At 42.3% G+C, this 18,930-nt stretch carries 16 protein-coding genes; 6 read left to right on the forward strand and 10 right to left on the reverse strand.

The window, feature by feature from the left end; all coding sequences use genetic code 11:
* Nucleotides 1-61: 61 nt before the first annotated feature.
* The 3 genes from MSG37_RS16240 to MSG37_RS16250 all read left to right on the forward strand — a co-directional run bounded on the left by MSG37_RS16240 (nucleotide 62) and on the right by MSG37_RS16250 (nucleotide 3,362).
* Complete coding sequence (locus tag MSG37_RS16240) at nucleotides 62-1,645, forward strand: isocitrate lyase (protein WP_248471702.1); 1,584 nt, start codon at nucleotides 62-64, stop codon at nucleotides 1,643-1,645.
* Between the two features lie 327 nt (nucleotides 1,646-1,972).
* A complete protein-coding gene (locus MSG37_RS16245) occupies nucleotides 1,973-2,539 on the forward strand; it encodes a prepilin-type N-terminal cleavage/methylation domain-containing protein (protein WP_248471703.1) in 567 nt (188 codons plus the stop codon).
* 259 nt (nucleotides 2,540-2,798) lie between these two features.
* Nucleotides 2,799-3,362 carry a type II secretion system protein gene (locus MSG37_RS16250; RefSeq protein WP_248471704.1) on the forward strand — a complete coding sequence of 188 codons (564 nt, stop codon included), beginning with the start codon at nucleotides 2,799-2,801 and terminating at the stop codon, nucleotides 3,360-3,362.
* Between the two features lie 129 nt (nucleotides 3,363-3,491).
* On the opposite strand, the gene MSG37_RS16255 is transcribed toward MSG37_RS16250, so the two are convergent.
* From MSG37_RS16255 to MSG37_RS16270, 4 genes are all read right to left on the reverse strand, one after another.
* Nucleotides 3,492-3,923: a hypothetical protein gene (locus tag MSG37_RS16255; protein ID WP_248471705.1), complete on the reverse strand. Its 432-nt coding sequence runs from the start codon at nucleotides 3,921-3,923 to the stop codon at nucleotides 3,492-3,494.
* Between the two features lie 146 nt (nucleotides 3,924-4,069).
* Nucleotides 4,070-4,396 carry an antibiotic biosynthesis monooxygenase gene (locus tag MSG37_RS16260; RefSeq protein ID WP_248471706.1) on the reverse strand — a complete coding sequence of 109 codons (327 nt, stop codon included), beginning with the start codon at nucleotides 4,394-4,396 and terminating at the stop codon, nucleotides 4,070-4,072.
* Between the two features lie 77 nt (nucleotides 4,397-4,473).
* On the reverse strand, nucleotides 4,474-6,522 hold the full coding sequence (locus MSG37_RS16265; RefSeq protein WP_248471707.1) for a S9 family peptidase: 2,049 nt from the start codon (nucleotides 6,520-6,522) through the stop codon (nucleotides 4,474-4,476).
* Between the two features lie 366 nt (nucleotides 6,523-6,888).
* Nucleotides 6,889-8,433: a fumarate hydratase gene (locus tag MSG37_RS16270; protein ID WP_248471708.1), complete on the reverse strand. Its 1,545-nt coding sequence runs from the start codon at nucleotides 8,431-8,433 to the stop codon at nucleotides 6,889-6,891.
* Nucleotides 8,434-8,588: 155 nt separating this feature from the next.
* Here MSG37_RS16270 and pabB point away from each other — a divergent pair, with 155 nt between their 5' ends.
* Together pabB and MSG37_RS16280 are read left to right on the forward strand one after the other, a co-directional pair.
* On the forward strand, nucleotides 8,589-10,130 hold the full coding sequence (gene pabB, locus MSG37_RS16275) for an aminodeoxychorismate synthase component I (RefSeq protein WP_248471709.1): 1,542 nt from the start codon (nucleotides 8,589-8,591) through the stop codon (nucleotides 10,128-10,130).
* 76 nt (nucleotides 10,131-10,206) lie between these two features.
* Entirely contained in the window at nucleotides 10,207-10,794 is a 588-nt protein-coding gene (locus MSG37_RS16280; RefSeq protein WP_248471710.1) for a CoA pyrophosphatase, read from the forward strand.
* 221 nt (nucleotides 10,795-11,015) lie between these two features.
* On the opposite strand, the gene MSG37_RS16285 is transcribed toward MSG37_RS16280, so the two are convergent.
* Nucleotides 11,016-11,351: a hypothetical protein gene (locus MSG37_RS16285; protein WP_248471711.1), complete on the reverse strand. Its 336-nt coding sequence runs from the start codon at nucleotides 11,349-11,351 to the stop codon at nucleotides 11,016-11,018.
* A 151-nt stretch (nucleotides 11,352-11,502) separates the two neighbouring features.
* Here MSG37_RS16285 and asnS point away from each other — a divergent pair, with 151 nt between their 5' ends.
* Entirely contained in the window at nucleotides 11,503-12,903 is a 1,401-nt protein-coding gene (gene asnS, locus MSG37_RS16290; protein WP_248471712.1) for an asparagine--tRNA ligase, read from the forward strand.
* Between the two features lie 79 nt (nucleotides 12,904-12,982).
* Here asnS and MSG37_RS16295 read toward each other — a convergent pair whose 3' ends face one another.
* From MSG37_RS16295 to MSG37_RS16315, 5 genes are read right to left on the reverse strand one after another with little or no spacing between them, the layout of a single operon-like run.
* A complete protein-coding gene (locus tag MSG37_RS16295; RefSeq protein WP_248471713.1) occupies nucleotides 12,983-13,726 on the reverse strand; it encodes a PIG-L family deacetylase in 744 nt (247 codons plus the stop codon).
* Nucleotides 13,727-13,744: 18 nt separating this feature from the next.
* Nucleotides 13,745-15,634 carry a TonB-dependent receptor gene (locus MSG37_RS16300; RefSeq protein ID WP_248471714.1) on the reverse strand — a complete coding sequence of 630 codons (1,890 nt, stop codon included), beginning with the start codon at nucleotides 15,632-15,634 and terminating at the stop codon, nucleotides 13,745-13,747.
* Nucleotides 15,627-16,367, reverse strand: a complete 741-nt coding sequence (locus MSG37_RS16305) for an ABC transporter ATP-binding protein (protein ID WP_248471715.1) — start codon at nucleotides 16,365-16,367, stop codon at nucleotides 15,627-15,629. The genes MSG37_RS16300 and MSG37_RS16305 overlap by 8 nt, the downstream gene beginning before the upstream one ends.
* On the reverse strand, nucleotides 16,354-17,355 hold the full coding sequence (locus MSG37_RS16310) for an iron ABC transporter permease (RefSeq protein ID WP_248471716.1): 1,002 nt from the start codon (nucleotides 17,353-17,355) through the stop codon (nucleotides 16,354-16,356). Before MSG37_RS16310 ends, MSG37_RS16305 begins: the two co-directional genes overlap by 14 nt.
* Entirely contained in the window at nucleotides 17,352-18,275 is a 924-nt protein-coding gene (locus MSG37_RS16315) for an ABC transporter substrate-binding protein (RefSeq protein ID WP_248471717.1), read from the reverse strand. The genes MSG37_RS16310 and MSG37_RS16315 overlap by 4 nt, the downstream gene beginning before the upstream one ends.
* Between the last annotated feature and the right edge of the window lie 655 nt (nucleotides 18,276-18,930).

Genomic DNA, 18,930 nt, shown 5'->3' on the forward strand with positions numbered 1-18,930 from the left:
TCTTACTACTATTTTCAACGTAATCAATCGCCGCTAATCATATTGTTAAAGGAATAGACACATGACAAATTACAGAACAAACATCGATGAAGCTGCTACCTTGATTAATGCTGAAGGTAGCGCATGGAATGCAATCAACCCTGAATCTGTAGCCCGCATGCGTCTACAAAACCGCTTTAAAACCGGTTTAGATATTGCGAAGTACACAGCCAAAATTATGCGTGAAGATATGGAAAACTACGACAAAGATTCGTCACAGTACACCCAGTCTTTAGGTTGCTGGCACGGTTTTATCGGCCAACAGAAAATGATTTCTATCAAAAAGCATCTGCTTACCACTAAACGTCGCTACTTATATCTATCAGGTTGGATGGTTGCTGCACTAAGAAGTGAATTTGGTCCATTACCAGACCAATCTATGCATGAAAAGACATCAGTTGCTTCACTAATTAAAGAGCTTTACACCTTCCTAAGACAAGCTGACGCACGTGAGTTAGGCGGCCTATTCCGTCAATTAGATGCAGCTACCGAAGCAGAAAAGCCAGCAATTCAAGCGAAGATTGATAATTTTGAAACTCATGTTGTACCAATTATTGCAGATATCGATGCCGGTTTTGGTAACGAAGAAGCGACTTACCTGATGGCTAAACAGATGATTGAAGCCGGTGCGTGTTGTATCCAGCTTGAAAACCAAGTATCTGACGTTAAGCAATGCGGCCACCAAGACGGTAAAGTAACTGTACCTCATGTAGAGTTCTTGGCAAAAATCAACGCTGTTCGTTATGCATTCCTTGAACTTGGCATTGATGACGGCGTGATTGTTGCGCGTACAGATTCATTAGGTGCCGGTCTTACACAAAAGATTGCTGTAACTAATGAGCCTGGTGATTTGGGTGAGCAATACAACTCATTCCTAGAAGTTGAAGCTGTAGATGCGGCTAACCTTGCAAACGGCGATGTAGTGTTCCAGCAAAATGGTCAACTAGTAAAACCAGCTCGACTACCGAATGGTTTATTCCAGTTCCGTAAAGGAACAGGTGAAGAACGCTGCGTGCTTGACTGTATTACATCATTACAAAACGGTGCTGACTTACTGTGGATTGAAACTGAAAAGCCACACGTTGCCCAGATTGGCGCTATGGTAAATAAGATCCGTGAAACCATTCCAAATGCTAAGCTAGTTTACAATAACTCGCCTTCGTTTAACTGGACCCTAAACTTCCGTCAGCAAGTATTTGATGCGATGACTGAAGCAGGTCAAGATGTATCAGCATACGACCGCGATAAGCTAATGAGTGTTGATTACGACAATACTGAGCTCGCAATACAAGCTGATGAGAAGATCCGTACCTTCCAAGCAGATGCTGCGCGTGAAGCGGGTATTTTCCATCACTTGATTACGCTACCAACATATCATACCGCTGCGCTATCGACTGATAACCTAGCCAAAGAGTACTTTGGTGACCAAGGCATGCTAGGTTATGTAGCCAATGTTCAGCGTAAAGAGATCCGCCAAGGTATTGCCTGTGTTAAGCACCAAAATATGGCTGGTTCTGACATGGGTGATGATCACAAGGAATACTTCTCGGGTGATCAGGCGCTAAAAGCATCAGGTAAAGACAATACCATGAACCAATTTAGCTAAGTCGTCATTAGAGCATTGAATTTTTGAAGTGGATTTGATGCTCAATAATGAGCTAATAACGAAAGGCCTGCTATCTAGCAGGCCTTTTTATCTATGAGTATAAAGGTGGCTATAAATCATCGCCTGGTTAACTTTGCTTTACTCATATTATTTACTGACTCTGTTACTGACGAGCATTTTACTTGGCTAATAATGGCAATTCACTATCCATAAACAGTGATCCAGTTAACACTTAGCTTAATACGTATCAAAATGTAACACCTCATACTTGAATACAGCTACTACGCTCGTTACCCTGCGCGCTTTATTTTTCAATCGGTAACAAGCATGCAAGCATCTCGCAATAATTCATATGGTTTTACATTAATAGAACTGGTTTTTGTCATCATTATTGTTGCGATTATATCGATAGTAGCACTACCCAAACTGATTAACTTAGACCGAGATGCACATATCGCTCAGCTTAATTCAATTGCTGCATCAATTAGCGCACAAAACCAGCTAACTTACAGTAAAAGTGCGATTGCTCATATTGAGCAACTAAAGGGATGTTCTTACGCTTGTGGCAATCACCCTAATTGGGACATCAGGCAAGGCGAATACTTTATCGATGCAAGCGCTACTCGTCTTTATGTCAGCATGGGTTATCCGCTTCCGCCGCTAACATCTAGCGCAACGGTTAATAATAACTACCGTACTGTTTTTGGTTTACCAAGCACAGAATTTGACTTTACCAGTGTGACTCGCCATTTATCTGCCACTGCAATTGTGCCGATAAAATGGTCAGAAAAACTAAACGATATTAAGAATGGTATTTTTGAGTGCCATGTAGAATATAGCTCGCCAACATCGATTCGAAACTATAGCGTAAAAGTCTTTACTAAAGATTGCTAAGTCAGGACAGAGTCAAAGCTTGAGCCTAGTTAAAGATAAGCTCAAGCTAGAGCTAGCACTAGCACTAGCACTAGAACCATATTTAGCTAAACACTAGTTCTTACGCGACTCCCTGACAGCTATAAGCATAAGTTTCAACCAGTTAAAATGTGACTCTGACTGCAATTACGATATTCCTCCGTTTTGCAGTCACTTAGTTGCTTGTTTGCAAAAGCAATAATCATTATTCTCCGCGCTTTTGTACACTCCGTTCACTAGCATGCTTATTAAAAACAAATCAACCTGCGGTTATACGCTTATAGAACTGGTCACTGTAGTCGTTATTTTAGCCATCATTGCAGTGTTTACTCTGCCTAAACTCCTTGATATCGGTCAAAATGCGCAAATCGCCCAACTTCAAGATGTGGCAGCAAAGGTCGATGCCCAGAACAAGATTATTTATACTAAAACAGCGATTGAAAGCATTAATGAACTCTCGGGCTGTTCGTTATTTAATAAACACCCCAACTGCAATAGGCTGTTTGGTGAGTACTTTATCGATGTCAGTGGCACTAAGGTTTATGTCAGCAATGGATATCCGCTGGCTCCAATCAAGCTAAACAACATCATCAACAATAACTATCGCAAAGCTTTTGGTTTGTCTGAAGAAGACTTTCTTATCACTAATGTATACAAGCGTTCAGGCTCTGCAGCAATCGTACCGGCAAAATGGCAAGATAAGCTTGGTCAAATTCGTTCAGGTAAATTTGAATGCCATGTTGAATATCGCTCACCAACTCGGCGACATGAATACGCGGTAACAACATATACCCGAGATTGCTAACTTGAGTATGCCTTAGATTAGCAGCCGTATTAAATACAAAAAAGCCAGAACTTATGTTCTGGCTTTGTTTTACCCGCCCCCTATTTGAGCTGCAATTAATCGCTTGTTAACCGTATAAATATCTTATGTTTAGCTCGATTCAACCGCTTGCACCGCCTCGCGACAAATATTGGTATTTACCACCATGACACTTTTCAAACGTTCACCATCACTAAATATGTTAAGTGAACAACGGGCGCCGTCACGGCTAACTCTAGCGCGATAATCTTCAATCCAAATATGTTTCCCCTTAGGAAAGACATATCTCAGTGTTAAGACGCCGTTATCGTTTATCGCTAGCGCGTAAAAACGATTTAATTGCTCAGTGTATCCGGCATACAAGAGTAATAAAGGCAAAAAGCCGCATTTTAACATCACTATCTTTGCCTTTAGCTTTTTCATTTTGCGGTACGCGTCAATTCTAATAACGGTATAGCTAAGTATTATCGCTAACACAGAAAACCAAACAAAATTACTAAACTTAGACCACGCAATAGACGGATCTTGTAAAACGATTTCCATATCATAAACCTATGACTTAATTCGACAGCGCGTTAAGTCTTTTTAACTGACGCTCTCTGTTAGCTAGCCATTTACCCTACTATTTGTTCGGCTATTTATCTGTTATTTATTCAGTAGTCCAATGAGTAAACTCGTGGTATGCAGAGTTATTCACCATTGAAAGAATACTCACGTTCAACTTTTGCAATTCGTAAGGTAAAAGATGAACACCACTTTTCACGGCCTAACCGCTGCGCTTCTAAGTGTTCAGCATTTAATTTCCACGCTTTAATATCTGCAAGGCTTCGCCAATAAGACACAGTGATCCCCAACTGCTCCCGCGCCGACTCCATTCCAAGAAGCCCCTCTTGTTGCTCTGCCAGCTCAATCATGGTTTGTCCCATAGTAGCATATCCTTCGATGTTTTCTGCCATTTCAGACGTAAAAACAACGCAGTAGTAAGGTGGCGTTGGCGTGTTTGCGATAAGGCTCATCTATTTATTCCTTTAAAGACAAAATTATGATGCTCAATAAAAAAGCCAGAATTTTCATTCTGGCTTTCGGGTTTTATTTACTTCTCTGTCCAACGGTCCATCCAACCGAGCACATTTGCGTACCATTGCTCTAGATTGTCTGGGTTTAGGATCCAGTGGTTCTCATCAGGATAAATTAACAGTTCTGATGGAATGCCATTACGCTGCATATAGGTAAAGGCTGCTAGACCTTGGCCATAAGGAACACGGAAGTCTTTCTCGCCGTGGATCACTAGCATAGGTGTCTGCCAGTTTTCTACGTAGTTAACCGGGTTAAACTTCTCGTATAGCTCTTTGTTTTTATCGTATGTGCCACCAAACTCAAACTCTGGGAACCAAAGTTCTTCAGTTACATAGTACATAGAGCGCATATCAAACAGACCCGCATGGTTAACGAGACACTTAAAGCCGTCGTTCCAGTTACCTTGGATCCAGTTCATCATGTAACCACCATAAGAACCACCCAATGCACAGGCATTATCGCCGTCTAACCATTTTTGCTGCTTAGTCACAGCTGCTAGGCCTTTTTGCAGATCTTCAAGCGGTTTACCGCCCCAATCTTGGGTAATAGAATCAGTAAACGCTTGTCCGTAACCAGTTGAGCCGTGGAAATCAATCATCACCACACCATAACCAGCACCTGCCCATAACTGTGGGTTCCAACGACTGCTAAACGAGTTACCAAATGAGCCTTGCGGCCCGCCGTGTACTAAGAAGGCAATTGGGTACTTCTCACCTGCTTTATAGTTAGCAGGCTTGATCCAGTAACCAAACACTTCCTCGTTGTTCCAGCCTTTAAAACTAAACTGCTGGTATTCACCAAACTTCACTTTAGCGAGTTTGTCTTTGTTCACTTCAGTTAAACGATTAAGGTTTTGACCATCTAGATTAATGCTATACAGATCGCCCGGCTCAACTAGAGACTTGTGGCTAAAGATAATCTTGTCGTTATTTACACCAACAATGCTGTTACTACCTTCGTTATAGATAGTCTTTACATCGCCAAATTGGGTGTTAACTTCAAAGATAGACACTTGGCCAACATCTTGCGCTGTGACATATAAGGTCTTATTGTCTTTAGCAAATGCTAACGAGCTTGGGCTACGATCCCATAGTGGTGCCACTTCTTTTTCTTGGCCTGTGACGGTGTCACGCAGCATGATGCGGTAACGGTCAGCTTCAAAGCCAGGCTTTGTCATTGCAAAGTAAGCTAAATAACGGCCGTCAGCAGAATAAGTTGGATGTGCATCCCACGCTTTATTGTCTGCAGTTAAGTTTTCGGCCTTGCCACCAGCCACACTGACTTTCCATAAATCGTAGTTAGTGATCCATGCTTGATCTTTGCCAGGTGCTTTTGCTGTATAAACAACATGCTTACCATCTGGGGTAAAGGTCACTTCTTCCATTCCTGAGAACGGCTTAGGCGGCGTTTCAGTATCAAGACCAGCAGTTACATCAACCGCATCAGACACTTTAGTGCCATTTAGTTGCGCTACAAACAAGTGGCTTCTTGAATGGTCGCTCCATGTATCCCAGTGACGCACCATTAACTGCTTATATTCGCGGCCAGTGGTATCACGCTCTGCTTCTTCGGTAAATTTATCTTTTGAACAAGCAAGATCTTTACATTCTGGGAATACACGCATATTAACGACAACTTGTTTGCCATCTTGCGATAATTTAAAGCCTTCAACATCAAGCGGGAAATCGGTTACTTGAATTGCCTCACCGCCATCGAGTGCAAGTTTGTATATTTGGCTTGAACCATTACGTGCGGCTAGGAAATAGATATTTTTATCATTCGGGCCAAACGCCACACTATGTTCAGTGCCTGCTGCGCTTGTAAGCTGCTTAATTGCTGTAGAACCGCTAAGTTGTTGCAAATAAAGGTCTGTCGTTGACTTACCTTCCGCATCAATATTTTTCACAGCATAAACGATTTTTTCACCATCATTCGACAATGCAGCCGAGTGAAGCTTATTCATTTTAACGAGATCTTGGACGGTAAAAGGTGCTGTTGATGCAGCCTGAGCGCTAAATACCGCGCCAGCAGACGCAAGCGCCATTATGATTGCAGTTTTTTTCATCGTAGTAGTCTTATTCTTATCGTTAATCGTTATTTTTATTGAAAGGTTTTCAGTTCAATTTGCGACTTGCTTATTAATACCAAAGCTATTTACATAACGACCCACTGCATAGACTCAATAAACATTAATCAATTGTTTATTAAATCTGTAGTTATGAAGTAAGTATTTATCTAAATAGTCAGTAATTTGTGCGAGTTGACCAGCACAGTAGCCAAAATTAAGGCCTGAATCAATACACTCAGGCCTTAGATTGAAAGCTGACTGCAACAAATTATTTCAGTCAGCTTAACCATTGGCTAAATAGGTGCGCTTATTTAAAGACTTTTACTTAGCCTTTAACTTAGCTTTTCAATCTAGCTATTCAATTTAGCCTTCTAACTTAACCTTCCAAATGGCTGGTCCGGTTTCATGGGCATTAACACCATCAGAGTCAACTGCAACTGTAACGGGCATATCTTTGACATCAAATTCATAAATGGCTTCCATACCAAGATCAGCAAAAGCAACCACGCGTGATTTCTTAATCGCTTTAGAAACAAGGTATGCAGCGCCGCCAACAGCCATTAAATAACAAGACTTATGCTTTTTAATCGACTCAACGGTAGCAGGGCCACGCTCAGCCTTACCAATCATGCCCATTAGACCCGTGGTTTCGAGCATCAAGTCAGTAAATTTATCCATACGAGTTGCAGTCGTTGGGCCTGCAGGACCTACAACTTCATCACCAACTGGATCAACTGGGCCTACGTAGTAAATAAATTTCCCTTTAAAATCTACTCCTTCAGGTAAACCTTCACCGCTTTCAATTAAGCTTTGAATACGTTTATGGGCAGCATCACGGCCAGTAAGCATCTTACCGTTAAGCAGCAAAGTATCACCGCTCTTCCACTGCTCCATTTCTGCTTGCGTCACTGTGTTCAAATCAACACGGCGAACGCTCTCGCCCACTTCCCAAGTGATCTCCGGCCAATCTTCTAAAGATGGTGGACTTAGATCGGCTGGACCTGAACCATCTAAATGGAAATGTACATGACGGGTTGCCGCACAATTTGGGATCATTACAACAGGCTTAGAGGCTGCGTGTGTTGGGGCAGATTTAATCTTGATATCAAGCACTGTTGTTACACCGCCAAGACCTTGCGCGCCAATACCTAACTTGTTTGAGCGCTCAAATATATCTAAACGTAGCTTTTCATCAGCAGTTTCAGCACCGCGAGCTTGAAGTTCATGAATATCGACTGGGTCCATTAATGACTCTTTAGCCATAACAGCCGCTTTTTCAGCCGTGCCACCAATACCTATACCCAGCATACCCGGCGGACACCAACCTGCGCCCATTGTCGGCAAGGTTTTCTCAACCCAAGCAGCAATATCATCAGATGGATTTAACATCGCCATTTTTGATTTGTTTTCAGAGCCACCACCTTTGGCAGCAATAGCCACATCAACATGATTACCCGGAACCATTTCAACATGCACCACTGATGGCGTGTTATCTTTAGTATTCTTACGGCCACCAGCAGGGTCGGCAACAATAGATGCACGTAAAGGGTTATCTGGATTGGTATAAGCGCGGCGAACACCTTCATCAACCATTTCTTGAACGGTTAAATCGGTTTTATCCCACTGAACACCCATGCCGATTTTAACGAAACAGGTTACAATGCCCGTATCTTGGCACAGAGGACGTTTACCTTCTGCTGACATACGAGAATTAATTAAGATTTGTGCAATCGCATCTTTAGCAGCAGGGCTTTGCTCACGCTCATAGGCTTCGGCCATCGCATCGACGAAATCTTTTGGATGATAATAAGAGATATATTGTAGGGCATCAGCAACGCTTTCAATGAGATCGGCTTGCTTAATGACAGGGACTTCTTTACTCACAGACACTTCCTTTTTAGCAGACACTTATTAATCGGCTGAAATCATACTAAAAGTTGATTGTTATGTATGACTCAGTCACCGTTAACGCTCAGGTGTTTTTGTTTTTATTACTTGTTTAACCAATATGATACTCTTTCGCGACTTTTAGTTAAACATCACATTTTAGATAGGGTCAATAGATGAACAATTTGGCGCAAAATGCCGTTTTTTGTAAGCGTCTTGATTGGAATTTAACCACTACAGCTGTATTTTCCCATTTTGAAGATACACCTTGGGCAATTTTGCTCGATTCAGCCAATGCAAATCACATTGACGCAAGGTTTGATGTGATCTGTGCCGAACCAGTAGCAACGATTGTGACTAAGGCGGATACCACAACAATCAATCGCAGTATTGATAGAAGCGCCCTTTTTTCAATTAATCAGCCTTATAGCATCAATAACGCAAAACAATCGCATTCAAATGATGATCCGTTTAGCTTGGTCAATGCGCTAATTAACGAATATTACCCAGTACAGAAGCACAGCCCATTTATGTTTAGCGGCGGCGTCATGGGCAGCTTTAACTACGATCTAGGTCGAGTAATCGAGTCATTACCGCAAATAGCTGAAAATGATATTTCGCTGCCAGAGATGAACCTTGGCTGTTATGACTGGGCGTTGATCTTTTACTATCAAGATAACAGCTGGCATTTAGTGCATTACAGCTCGAATGAAGCACTCGATATTCTTGCAGATAGACTATCTAAACTTGTTAGCAATACAGATACAACCGATACAGCTAAGCCAGATATTGCGAAAGCAGATACATCAGGCAATATTGAGCCCTTCATTTTAACCAGTGATTGGCAAAATCAGTTGACCGAGCAAGCTTACAAGCAAAAATTTGCTAGCGTGCAAGAGTATCTTTTAAGTGGTGATTGCTACCAAATCAATTTGACTCAGCGTTTTAGTGCACAGTATCAAGGTGATGAATGGCAAGCTTATATGGCGCTACGAGAAACCAATGGCGCGCCATTCTCGGCGTTTATCCGTCTTGAGCAGCATGCCCTATTGTCTATTTCACCGGAGCGCTTTATTCAGCATCAAAATGGCGATGTGCAGACCAAGCCGATTAAAGGCACTATGCCACGCGATACAGATCCGCTGAATGACTTAGCGTTAGCACAGCAATTAAAAGATTCTGAAAAGGATCGCGCTGAAAACTTAATGATTGTCGATCTATTACGTAACGATATAGGCAAAGTTGCAGCCCCTGGAAGCGTAACGGTACCAAAACTGTTTGATGTAGAAAGCTTTCCAGCCGTACATCACTTAGTTAGCACAGTAACGGCCAAGCTAGCTCCTAAGCTAACACCAATTGACTTACTTAAGGCTTGTTTCCCGGGAGGCTCGATAACTGGCGCACCAAAAATCCGTGCAATGTCGATTATCGAGGAACTTGAACCTTCAAGAAGAAGCCTCTATTGTGGCTCTATTGGTTACATCAGCCAAGACGGCACTATGGATACCAGTATTACTATCCGCACGTTAGTGTCAGAACAAACAAGTTCAATACAAGGCTCTGAAACAAAAGCTACAGATCAGCAGCAAAAATCAGGTGTCATTCATTGCTGGGCTGGAGGAGGTATCGTCGCCGACTCTAAGGCTGATGCGGAGTACCAAGAAAGTTTTGATAAAGTGAGCCGAATACTCCCAGTCTTATCAAAGCTTAATCGCTAAATAAATAACGAACGAGTGTCAAAAGCTTAAGTTTATTAAAGGGCCAATAACTATGGCTTCATTACAAGGATAATCAATGGATCTGGTCGAGTTTAAAGCCCGCTATAGTCTTAACACTTTGCCAGAACTCGACCCTATTCATTCAGACTTAGACCAAATTGAGGCTAATCTGCGTCAAGCTGCGGTATTAATCGCTATCCATGAAATCAATAATCAGCTGCACGTTATTTTGACCAAGCGCCCTACACACCTTAGGGCGCATCCAGGGCAAATCAGTTTTCCAGGCGGTAAAGTTGAGCAAGCAGATATAAGTTATCAAGCAACAGCGTTACGAGAAGCCCAAGAAGAGATTGGCTTATTAAGTACCAATGTCGAGGTCATTGGCGCGTTGCCAGCCCATAAGACTTTTACAGGCTTTGAAATCACTCCATTTGTCGCAACCGTTAAACAATCATTTGTGCCAGTTATCGACCCAGGTGAAGTGGATGAATACTTTACCGTGCCACTGTCATTTCTGTTAAAGCGTTATCATCGCCACACTCAGCTTTATACCCGTAAAGGATTGCAATACCCGGTGCACTTTATTCCTTATAAACAGCATTTTATTTGGGGCGCTACTGCAGCAATGATTGATTTGTTATGTAGGCATCTAAGTCACAATTAAAGTCATAACGAAAATCTTTTACTTAACCATCACTAGTAAGCTGATCACTAATAACAACGCTGTTGTACTAGCCTTGTTGCAATAGTAGAGCTTTAGTAGAGCTTTACAGCTGCATGCTCCGATGAGCAACATCGGAGCGGGATTTTTCACACAGAAATATTCACACCTAAGTATTGTTACTGGAGCACTCTTAACTCGAACACAAATGACAGAAACATAGACTAGACCACAAAGCGGATATAAAGCCCGGCAGCCAGTGAGCAGGTAAACAGTAATGGAATATTCACCCACCAGCCGAGTTTACTACGCTGAGCAATGTAAAAGTTAAACCCAAGATTGATAAAGCTTAGTATCGCACACACCCAAATAATATGTTCCAGCAATACCGTTTGCTCAGGATCCCACTCAAGTCTTACTTCTGCGCCATGGCTTTGAAAGTAACCTATCGCAGCATCAGGCCTTGCCTTATCAAAAAGCATTAAGGCATAGATTGCCAAAGACCAGCCGATAATCGACAGGCTCGACAGTAAAAAGTGGAAGATTTTTACTCTATTCATGCATGCCATCCGTAGTTTTTGTCATGATTGTCGGCAGAATACCAATTTAGACACTAAGATACCCTACTTTCCACTTGAGAAAAGTGTTTATACAGGTAATATAAACCTCCAAATTATTTAAAAAAACGTTTCGTTGGAGAACTAAGCAACAATGAGCATTACATCTGTCGCTTCTGTGTTTAAAGGTGACTTTGCGATTGGTTCGCAAATCACAGTACGTGGCTGGGTAAGATCCCGCCGCGATTCTAAAGCTGGGATTTCATTCCTAGCTGTTTATGACGGTTCATGTTTCGACCCTATCCAGGGTGTTGTGCCAAATAATCTAGAAAATTACACCAACGAAGTGTTAAAGCTTACTGCTGGTTGTTCTGTAGTGATGACTGGTGAAGTTGTTGAATCTCCAGGTCAAGGCCAAGCGTTTGAAATGCAAGTGACTAAAGTTGAGGTTGCTGGCTGGGTTGAAGATCCAGACACCTACCCAATGGCTGCAAAGCGTCACTCAATTGAGCATTTACGTGAATTAGCTCATTTACGTCCACGCACTAACATCATTGGTGCTGTTGCCCGTGTACGTAACTGTTTATCGCAAGCGATTCACCGCTTCTACAATGAACAAGGTTATATCTGGGTTTCTACACCACTTATCACTGCATCAGACACTGAAGGCGCAGGTGAAATGTTCCGTGTATCTACATTAGATCTAGAGAACCTACCACGTACTGACAAAGGCACTGTTGATTACGGTGAAGACTTCTTCGGTAAAGAGTCTTTCCTTACTGTATCTGGTCAGCTTAACGCTGAGACTTATGCTTGTGCATTATCAAAAGTTTATACTTTTGGCCCAACATTCCGTGCAGAAAACTCAAACACTAGCCGTCACTTGGCTGAGTTCTGGATGGTTGAGCCTGAAGTAGCTTACGCTGATCTAAACGATGCAGCTAAGCTTGCTGAAGACATGCTTAAGTACTGTTTCAAAGCCGTACTTGAAGAGCGTCGTGATGATCTTGAATTCTTTGCACAACGTGTAGAGAAAACAGCAATCACTCGTCTAGAAAACTTCGTAAGCAGTGACTTCGCGCAAATCGACTACACAGACGCAATCGAAATTCTGAAAGCTTGTGATAAAGATTTCGAGTTCGACGTTGAATGGGGTATCGATTTACACTCAGAGCACGAGCGTTACCTTGCTGAAGAACACTTCAAAGCACCTGTAGTTGTTAAAAACTACCCGAAAGACATTAAGGCATTCTACATGCGCTTAAATGACGACGGTAAAACAGTTGCTGCAATGGACGTTCTAGCTCCTGGCATCGGTGAAATCATCGGTGGTGCACAGCGTGAAGAGCGTTTAGATGTACTTGATGCACGTCTTGCTGAAATGGAACTAAGCCAAGAAGATTACTGGTGGTACCGTGATTTACGTCGTTACGGCACAGTACCTCATGCTGGTTTCGGTCTAGGTTTTGAGCGTTTGGTATCTTACGTAACTGGTGTTGCTAACATCCGTGACGTGATCCCATTCCCACGTTCACCAAACTCTGCAAACTTCTAATTGCTAATTCGCAATTAGTTTTGAGCATTAAAATGCCAGTAATGAGTTACTGGCATTTTTATTTCTATCTAGTTAAGCCTTAAGGCATTAACTCTTCTAGCTCCATAATCCCATGCCTTCTGTAAGGCTCAGCAATAACAAACTTACTGTGGCTACCAATGCCATTATAAAAATAGAGCGAGTTATCAATTGCCTGCTGTACAGCGCGACCTCGTTCAACAAAACTCAGTGAATCAAACTGTGGATTGATCGCTGTTCGTTCATCTTGAGATAAACACTGAGAAAAATGTTCGCCAGAGAACTGCATTTGTATTGTTAAACAATCCATCGCCTTATTTTTTAAATGCATTACTGAAGCCAATGAAATACTACAATTAGGTGTTTTGGGATTCATATAATATATAGTGGCAACTGGATGTGGCGCTAGATCAGGTAATTCAGCTAAAGCAAAATCTCGAGACGCTAACGCAATTGATTCGAGGATGAGCATCATAGCGGGTCTTCTATCCGGATCGAGATCTTCATAGCTGTGCTCAGGACATTGAGTAATGATAATATCCGGCTTGGTTTCGCGAATAACTCTTACCAGCTCAACTTTATACTCTTTACGTAGATCAATCCCACCACGCTCAAAATCATTAAAGTACAACTTATTAATGCCAAGCACAGTCGCAGCATCTTGTAATTCAGTCTTCATCATCTCTTTTGCAAGCATGACTGACGCAAATGACTGACCACCTTTTTGAGCATTAATCGCCAGTGCGCCACCACATTCAACGATTTCCATACCATACACGCCAAGAAATAATATTCTCTGTCCCATAATGACTCCAAAAATTGATTACATTTGATAACGATAATTAAACTGTAAGTTTCGAGGAGTCCCCAAAGTTGGTATGGGCTGTCTATGCTCCTCTGGTGCACTGCTTCCTGGATTGAATACGCTTACGGCACCCTCTACATCAAACATGTTTTCTAAACGCAGGCTGAGCGTGTGTTGGCCTAATGTGTAGCTAGATGACAATGAGAAAACCCACTCACTGCCAACTTCAACATCATGCTCAGTAAGAGAACCGGTATACAGGCCTTGAACACCGAGTTTTATACTGTCTGAAACAAAATAGTCCGCGTTAACTTGTGATAACCACTTAGGGATCCCAGATAACTGCTCAGACTCGCCTTTCTCTTTAGTATCTGCGTACGTTAGCGCAGCAGAGATGCTAAGTACTTCTGATTGCCACTGGCTAAGCAATTCAAAACCTTTAGTATTGACCTGTTCAGATAGATTGACGTAATGCGCATCTTTGATGCCGATTAAGTCATCGACTTCGCGCCAAAAAAGCAATGGCTCAAACGTAAACTCATCAACTGACAGGCGAAGCCCAATATTGGCACTCATGCTTTGTTCAGGATCTAAATCAGAATTTCCCGTAACACCGCCTTCCTCAGCTACCGAAAATAGCTCTTCGGCGCTCGGTAACCTAAAGCCAGTACCGACAGACGCCGAAAGCATAATATTAGGGTTAAACTCATGTTGACTACTTGCGCTCCAATTGAGACTGTCGCCAGCATCTGAGATATCACTATAACGTAGGCCAAATGAAAATTGAGTTGAATGTATTTGAGGCCTAAATTGAACAAAAACAGATTGCACGGTTTCTGTATCACTGACGAAGTTCATCACTTCATCTTCACCGCGATATTGTTGCAGTTCTGCACCAACAAGCCAGTCATTGATCTCGCCTGAGCGATACTGTGCTATCGCCTTTAGGCCGTAATCCTCAAAACCCCAATAACTGTTATCATCAACTATCGTGATCTCGCCATTTTCATCCTGATCGACCCGGTTATAATAAGTATCCCAGCGGTGGTAATAACCCTTTACTTGCAGATCCCACTCATCGAATATCGGTTGCTGATAATCAAGAGTTATGAGTTTTTCATCTCTATCGTTATTGCTGCTTATTGTGCCATAAGGCCTAAGCCGTTCTAGATCTGCATTATTGAACTGCATCAACATTGTTAACTGCTGATCTTGCTCACCAAGCCATCTCGCCTTGCCGCCAATGTTATAAACCGTATAACCGCGCTTAACGTCATCCGACGCTGTCCAATGGATATTTTCATCAGGCCAAAGTTGATAACCTTCGCTCGTTGAGTAAGAACCATATAAAGACCAATCAATGCTTTCTATATCGCCAGAGACATAAGCATCAATACTTTGAGTTGCAAGTGTGTCTGCACCTATCGAGAATTCAGCTACGTTTTGCTTTGATAGATCGCGAGTAACAATATTGACCACGCCAGCAATCGCGCTGGTTCCGTAGACAATGCCTTGACCACCTTTGAGCACTTCTATGCGCTCAATCATGTTCGGATTTAAGCTATCTAGGTACACCCCACCATATAAGCGGTTATTCAATCGGTTACCATCAAGTAACCACAAGATATCCTGCTTACGTGAGCCTTGTAATGAATAATAACCGCCATCATAACGACCACCCTTAGCGGACGAGAATAAACCCGGCACCAATTGAGCGAGGATTGAGTTAATATCAGCTTGGCCAAAGCTGGTTATTTGTTCTCGCTCAATCACCACCATAGATTGGCCTAACTGCGCTTGATCTAAACTTAAGGTTTGCTCCAACGTATTGGTTACGGTTATCACCTCATCTATATCATTCACATTTGCAATGGCGATTGCACCTAAAGCCAATAAAACACTACTCATCAAATACTCCAACAACAGTGACGTTAACGCCATTAACCCCAGTTTGTATTTGGGCATCAACTTTATACGCTAAACGGATATTTTCTTGTGTTAACACCTCTGTTGGCGCTCCAAATGAAGCCACCTTGTCATCAACTAAAAGCAGAAGCTTGTCGCAATACTGCGCCGCTAAATTGATATCGTGGAAGGTTGCAATAACGGTGTTTGCACGCTGCTTGATGATCGACAGCAATTGGTGTTGGTGATAAATATCTAAATGGTTAGTCGGTTCATCAAGTAACAGTAATTCTGTATTTTGAAATAATGTTTGCGCCAACATAACGCGTTGTAACTGGCCGCCAGATAGGTGTTCTAATTGGCGATCTTTAAGGTGAGTAAGGCTGCAATCTGCGAGCAACTGCGCGAGCCTTGCTTGGTCAATACAAGAGGAGCACGCGGCCAAAGACACTACATCACTGACATTTAAACCACCGCAGGCACCGTTATGCTGCATCATAAGTGCAAGATAATTAGCGCGTAGCTTTTGCTTCATACGTAGTAACGAGTCAGTACGCCAATATAAATCACCACTTTTAACAGGCAGCAGTCCAGCCATAGATTTAAGCAAAGTCGTTTTGCCACAACCATTACGACCTAAAATCCCCACCCATTCTCCGTGATTAACACTAAATTGAAATGGTGCTAAGTTTTCAAGCCCGTTAGCGGCTATGCGCAAACTATCAATATGCAGCATGAGTCTGCCTTCTAATTAACGAGAGAAGTAATGGCGCAGTGATCAATGCCAATGGCACAGATAACGGTAGTTCATTAGGTGCCAATAACCATCTACAGATAATATCGACGAAAACACAGGTCACAGCGCCTAATGTCGCGGTAATAGGGATAAGATGTTTATGACTTCCGCCGACTAACAGTCGGCAAATATGCGGAACTAACAAGCCAATAAAGCCAACAACACCAGCCGAGGCAACTGACATACCGGTTAAAAGTAAAACCCCGAACGCGACTTGCCAACGTAATAACGTCAGGTTGACGCCAATAGACTGTGACTTTTCATCGCCAAGCAGCATTAAATCGAGATAGTGTCTGTTGCGATAAGCTAGATACACAATGAGCGGTAAAGCAATAGCCAAGGGAATGATATGCTCCCAGGTTGTCCCTACGAGCGAGCCCATCAGCCATCTAAGGATCTGACTTAATGCTTGCTCATCACCAAGGATCATCATTAAGGTCGTTAATGATGCGCCAATAGAGCTGATTGTGACACCGCACAAAACCAAAGCCATCGGTGACACTGGCACGCCTTTTCGATTAGCGCACATCATCACTAAGATAAACGCGCTTGTTGCCCCAAGTACCGACAATAACCATTGTGGAACAAACAGGCCCAAAGTAATGCCGCTTACCGCAAATAAAGAGGCGCCATTGGCAATACCGAGTAAATAAGGATCTGCCAGCGGATTCCTGACAAGAGTTTGGGTTAAAAGACCTGCTACAGATAATGCAGAACCTACAAGCGCGGCTAAGATCACTCGCGGCAGGCGCATGTCATAAATAATTGCTGACGCGAGTTTGTGGTCTTCTGATTGAATCAGGCCGCCAATTAACTCAGAAAAAGATAACGATAACGCGCCATATGACACGCCAGTGATGAACAAGATCAGCAAAAAGCACAGCAGCACCAATATCAACAACCACAAGTAGCGCTTAAAAAAATTCATAATGCAGTAACTTGCTCGAGGTATGCGTTAACCAATTCAATTCCATCAATGAGCCGCACGCCTGCAACGGTTTCAGAAAAACCTATCTTGAGTAGTTGTGAGCTTTCAACGGCATGGATAGCGAATGATAATGGCTGAGCATCTATATAATTTTTCTTTTGGGTAAATGACGACCAATTTGAATCAACCATTAATATAACGTCAGGATTAAGAGCCACAACAGACTCCCACGACATATGTCCCCATTGCGAGTTAATATCACGGCCAATATTAATCCCACCCGCTTGTTCAATTAATAAGTTTCCAGCGCCGCAACAGCCTGCAACGTAGGGAATATCGTATTCTCTTAGCCATAACAAAACTCTTGGCTTGGTTTGCACCTTGCCTATAGCATCAAGCCGTTTTTTATAGGCATCAATCAGTTCATAAGCTTGAGGCTCTCTACCCAACAATTGACCAAGATTTGTTAAATCGTTAAAGATGGTCGCCATACTAACAACCGCATTAGTTTCACCGGACTTAAATAAGTAACTGTCCACGCCGTAATCGATCCAACGTTGACGTGGGCCGATCCCCCAATCACTAAACGCACTATTAAATCCCGCAATAACCAGTTGTGGTTGTAACGATAACAATATCTCTGGATTGGGGTATTCCTTAGATAACGTCGGTAATGTATTGAATCTCTGCGCCCATTGCTCAGCGGGCTTATCATCGTTATAAGAAATGCCAATTATTTGTTTGTCGGCGTGTAGCGCCAACAAAGCCTCAGTAACATGCTGATTTAAAGAAACGACACGTTCCAAGGGAGTTGTCAGATCTACTGGAGTTGATTGAGCCCGTTTAGTTTCAATATCATTAGCTGCGAATGAATATTGTGGCAGAGTAAAAAACAGACTTATTATTAGTAGCTTGTACAAATCTTTCTCTTTTTTTTGCCACGATAATAGATAAAACCATGTCGGGTTTTATTGATTTAAATCGTAAAACAACGCAAAAACGAGCCAGTAAACAACAGAGCAATAACCCATTCGTGACCACAGTCACAGTACAATAGGCAACATTTCACTTAACTAAGTTAATTAAAAAGTTGATTTGGCCTTACCGCCGCTTAATAAAAGTCAAAATTTAACCATTAACGAATTTACTATCCTCTCCCTTAACAATAACGGCGCAATAGTCGGGCGAAAACGCTACAAAAACTGCACCGCATAAGATGCAAACAACAAAACTATCACCACGGATACACACCATTAATATCGACCTGAAAATTCGCATCAAGCAAATATCTGCAACAAAGGCTCACACACAATACTGATGAAAACAAAGAAAAAGTACCGCGTTAATAACACAAGCAACAGCGAGTTCATCTAAAAAAACTGGGAGAGATTGGCTAATTGTGATGTCTATTTTTAAGTAATATTTAGTGATCTTGTTCACAAAAAAATTCTAGCCTGCGCCATTTTGTCTCATCAAGGTCATTTTTAATGATCTACCGCAAGACTGCGAAACACTAGGCTCGCCCTACCTCTGAAAGCGAAAAAAAACTTGACCCACATCAACATTCTGCTGAGT

Origin of the sequence: Shewanella sp. 1CM18E (assembly GCF_023161665.1) — a bacterium.
In the GTDB taxonomy this organism is placed as follows: domain Bacteria; phylum Pseudomonadota; class Gammaproteobacteria; order Enterobacterales; family Shewanellaceae; genus Shewanella.

Coding starts and splice junctions, on each gene's coding strand:
- MSG37_RS16305 (WP_248471715.1), bottom strand. CDS start 16,367: ATGCTGCATATTGATAGTTTGCGCATAGCCGCTAACGGGCTTGAAAAC.
- MSG37_RS16285 (WP_248471711.1), bottom strand. CDS start 11,351: ATGAATAGAGTAAAAATCTTCCACTTTTTACTGTCGAGCCTGTCGATT.
- MSG37_RS16250 (WP_248471704.1), top strand. CDS start 2,799: ATGCTTATTAAAAACAAATCAACCTGCGGTTATACGCTTATAGAACTG.
- MSG37_RS16240 (WP_248471702.1), top strand. CDS start 62: ATGACAAATTACAGAACAAACATCGATGAAGCTGCTACCTTGATTAAT.
- pabB (WP_248471709.1), top strand. CDS start 8,589: ATGAACAATTTGGCGCAAAATGCCGTTTTTTGTAAGCGTCTTGATTGG.
- MSG37_RS16280 (WP_248471710.1), top strand. CDS start 10,207: ATGGATCTGGTCGAGTTTAAAGCCCGCTATAGTCTTAACACTTTGCCA.
- MSG37_RS16310 (WP_248471716.1), bottom strand. CDS start 17,355: ATGAATTTTTTTAAGCGCTACTTGTGGTTGTTGATATTGGTGCTGCTG.
- asnS (WP_248471712.1), top strand. CDS start 11,503: ATGAGCATTACATCTGTCGCTTCTGTGTTTAAAGGTGACTTTGCGATT.
- MSG37_RS16265 (WP_248471707.1), bottom strand. CDS start 6,522: ATGAAAAAAACTGCAATCATAATGGCGCTTGCGTCTGCTGGCGCGGTA.
- MSG37_RS16300 (WP_248471714.1), bottom strand. CDS start 15,634: ATGAGTAGTGTTTTATTGGCTTTAGGTGCAATCGCCATTGCAAATGTG.
- MSG37_RS16255 (WP_248471705.1), bottom strand. CDS start 3,923: ATGGAAATCGTTTTACAAGATCCGTCTATTGCGTGGTCTAAGTTTAGT.
- MSG37_RS16245 (WP_248471703.1), top strand. CDS start 1,973: ATGCAAGCATCTCGCAATAATTCATATGGTTTTACATTAATAGAACTG.
- MSG37_RS16295 (WP_248471713.1), bottom strand. CDS start 13,726: ATGGGACAGAGAATATTATTTCTTGGCGTGTATGGTATGGAAATCGTT.
- MSG37_RS16260 (WP_248471706.1), bottom strand. CDS start 4,396: ATGAGCCTTATCGCAAACACGCCAACGCCACCTTACTACTGCGTTGTT.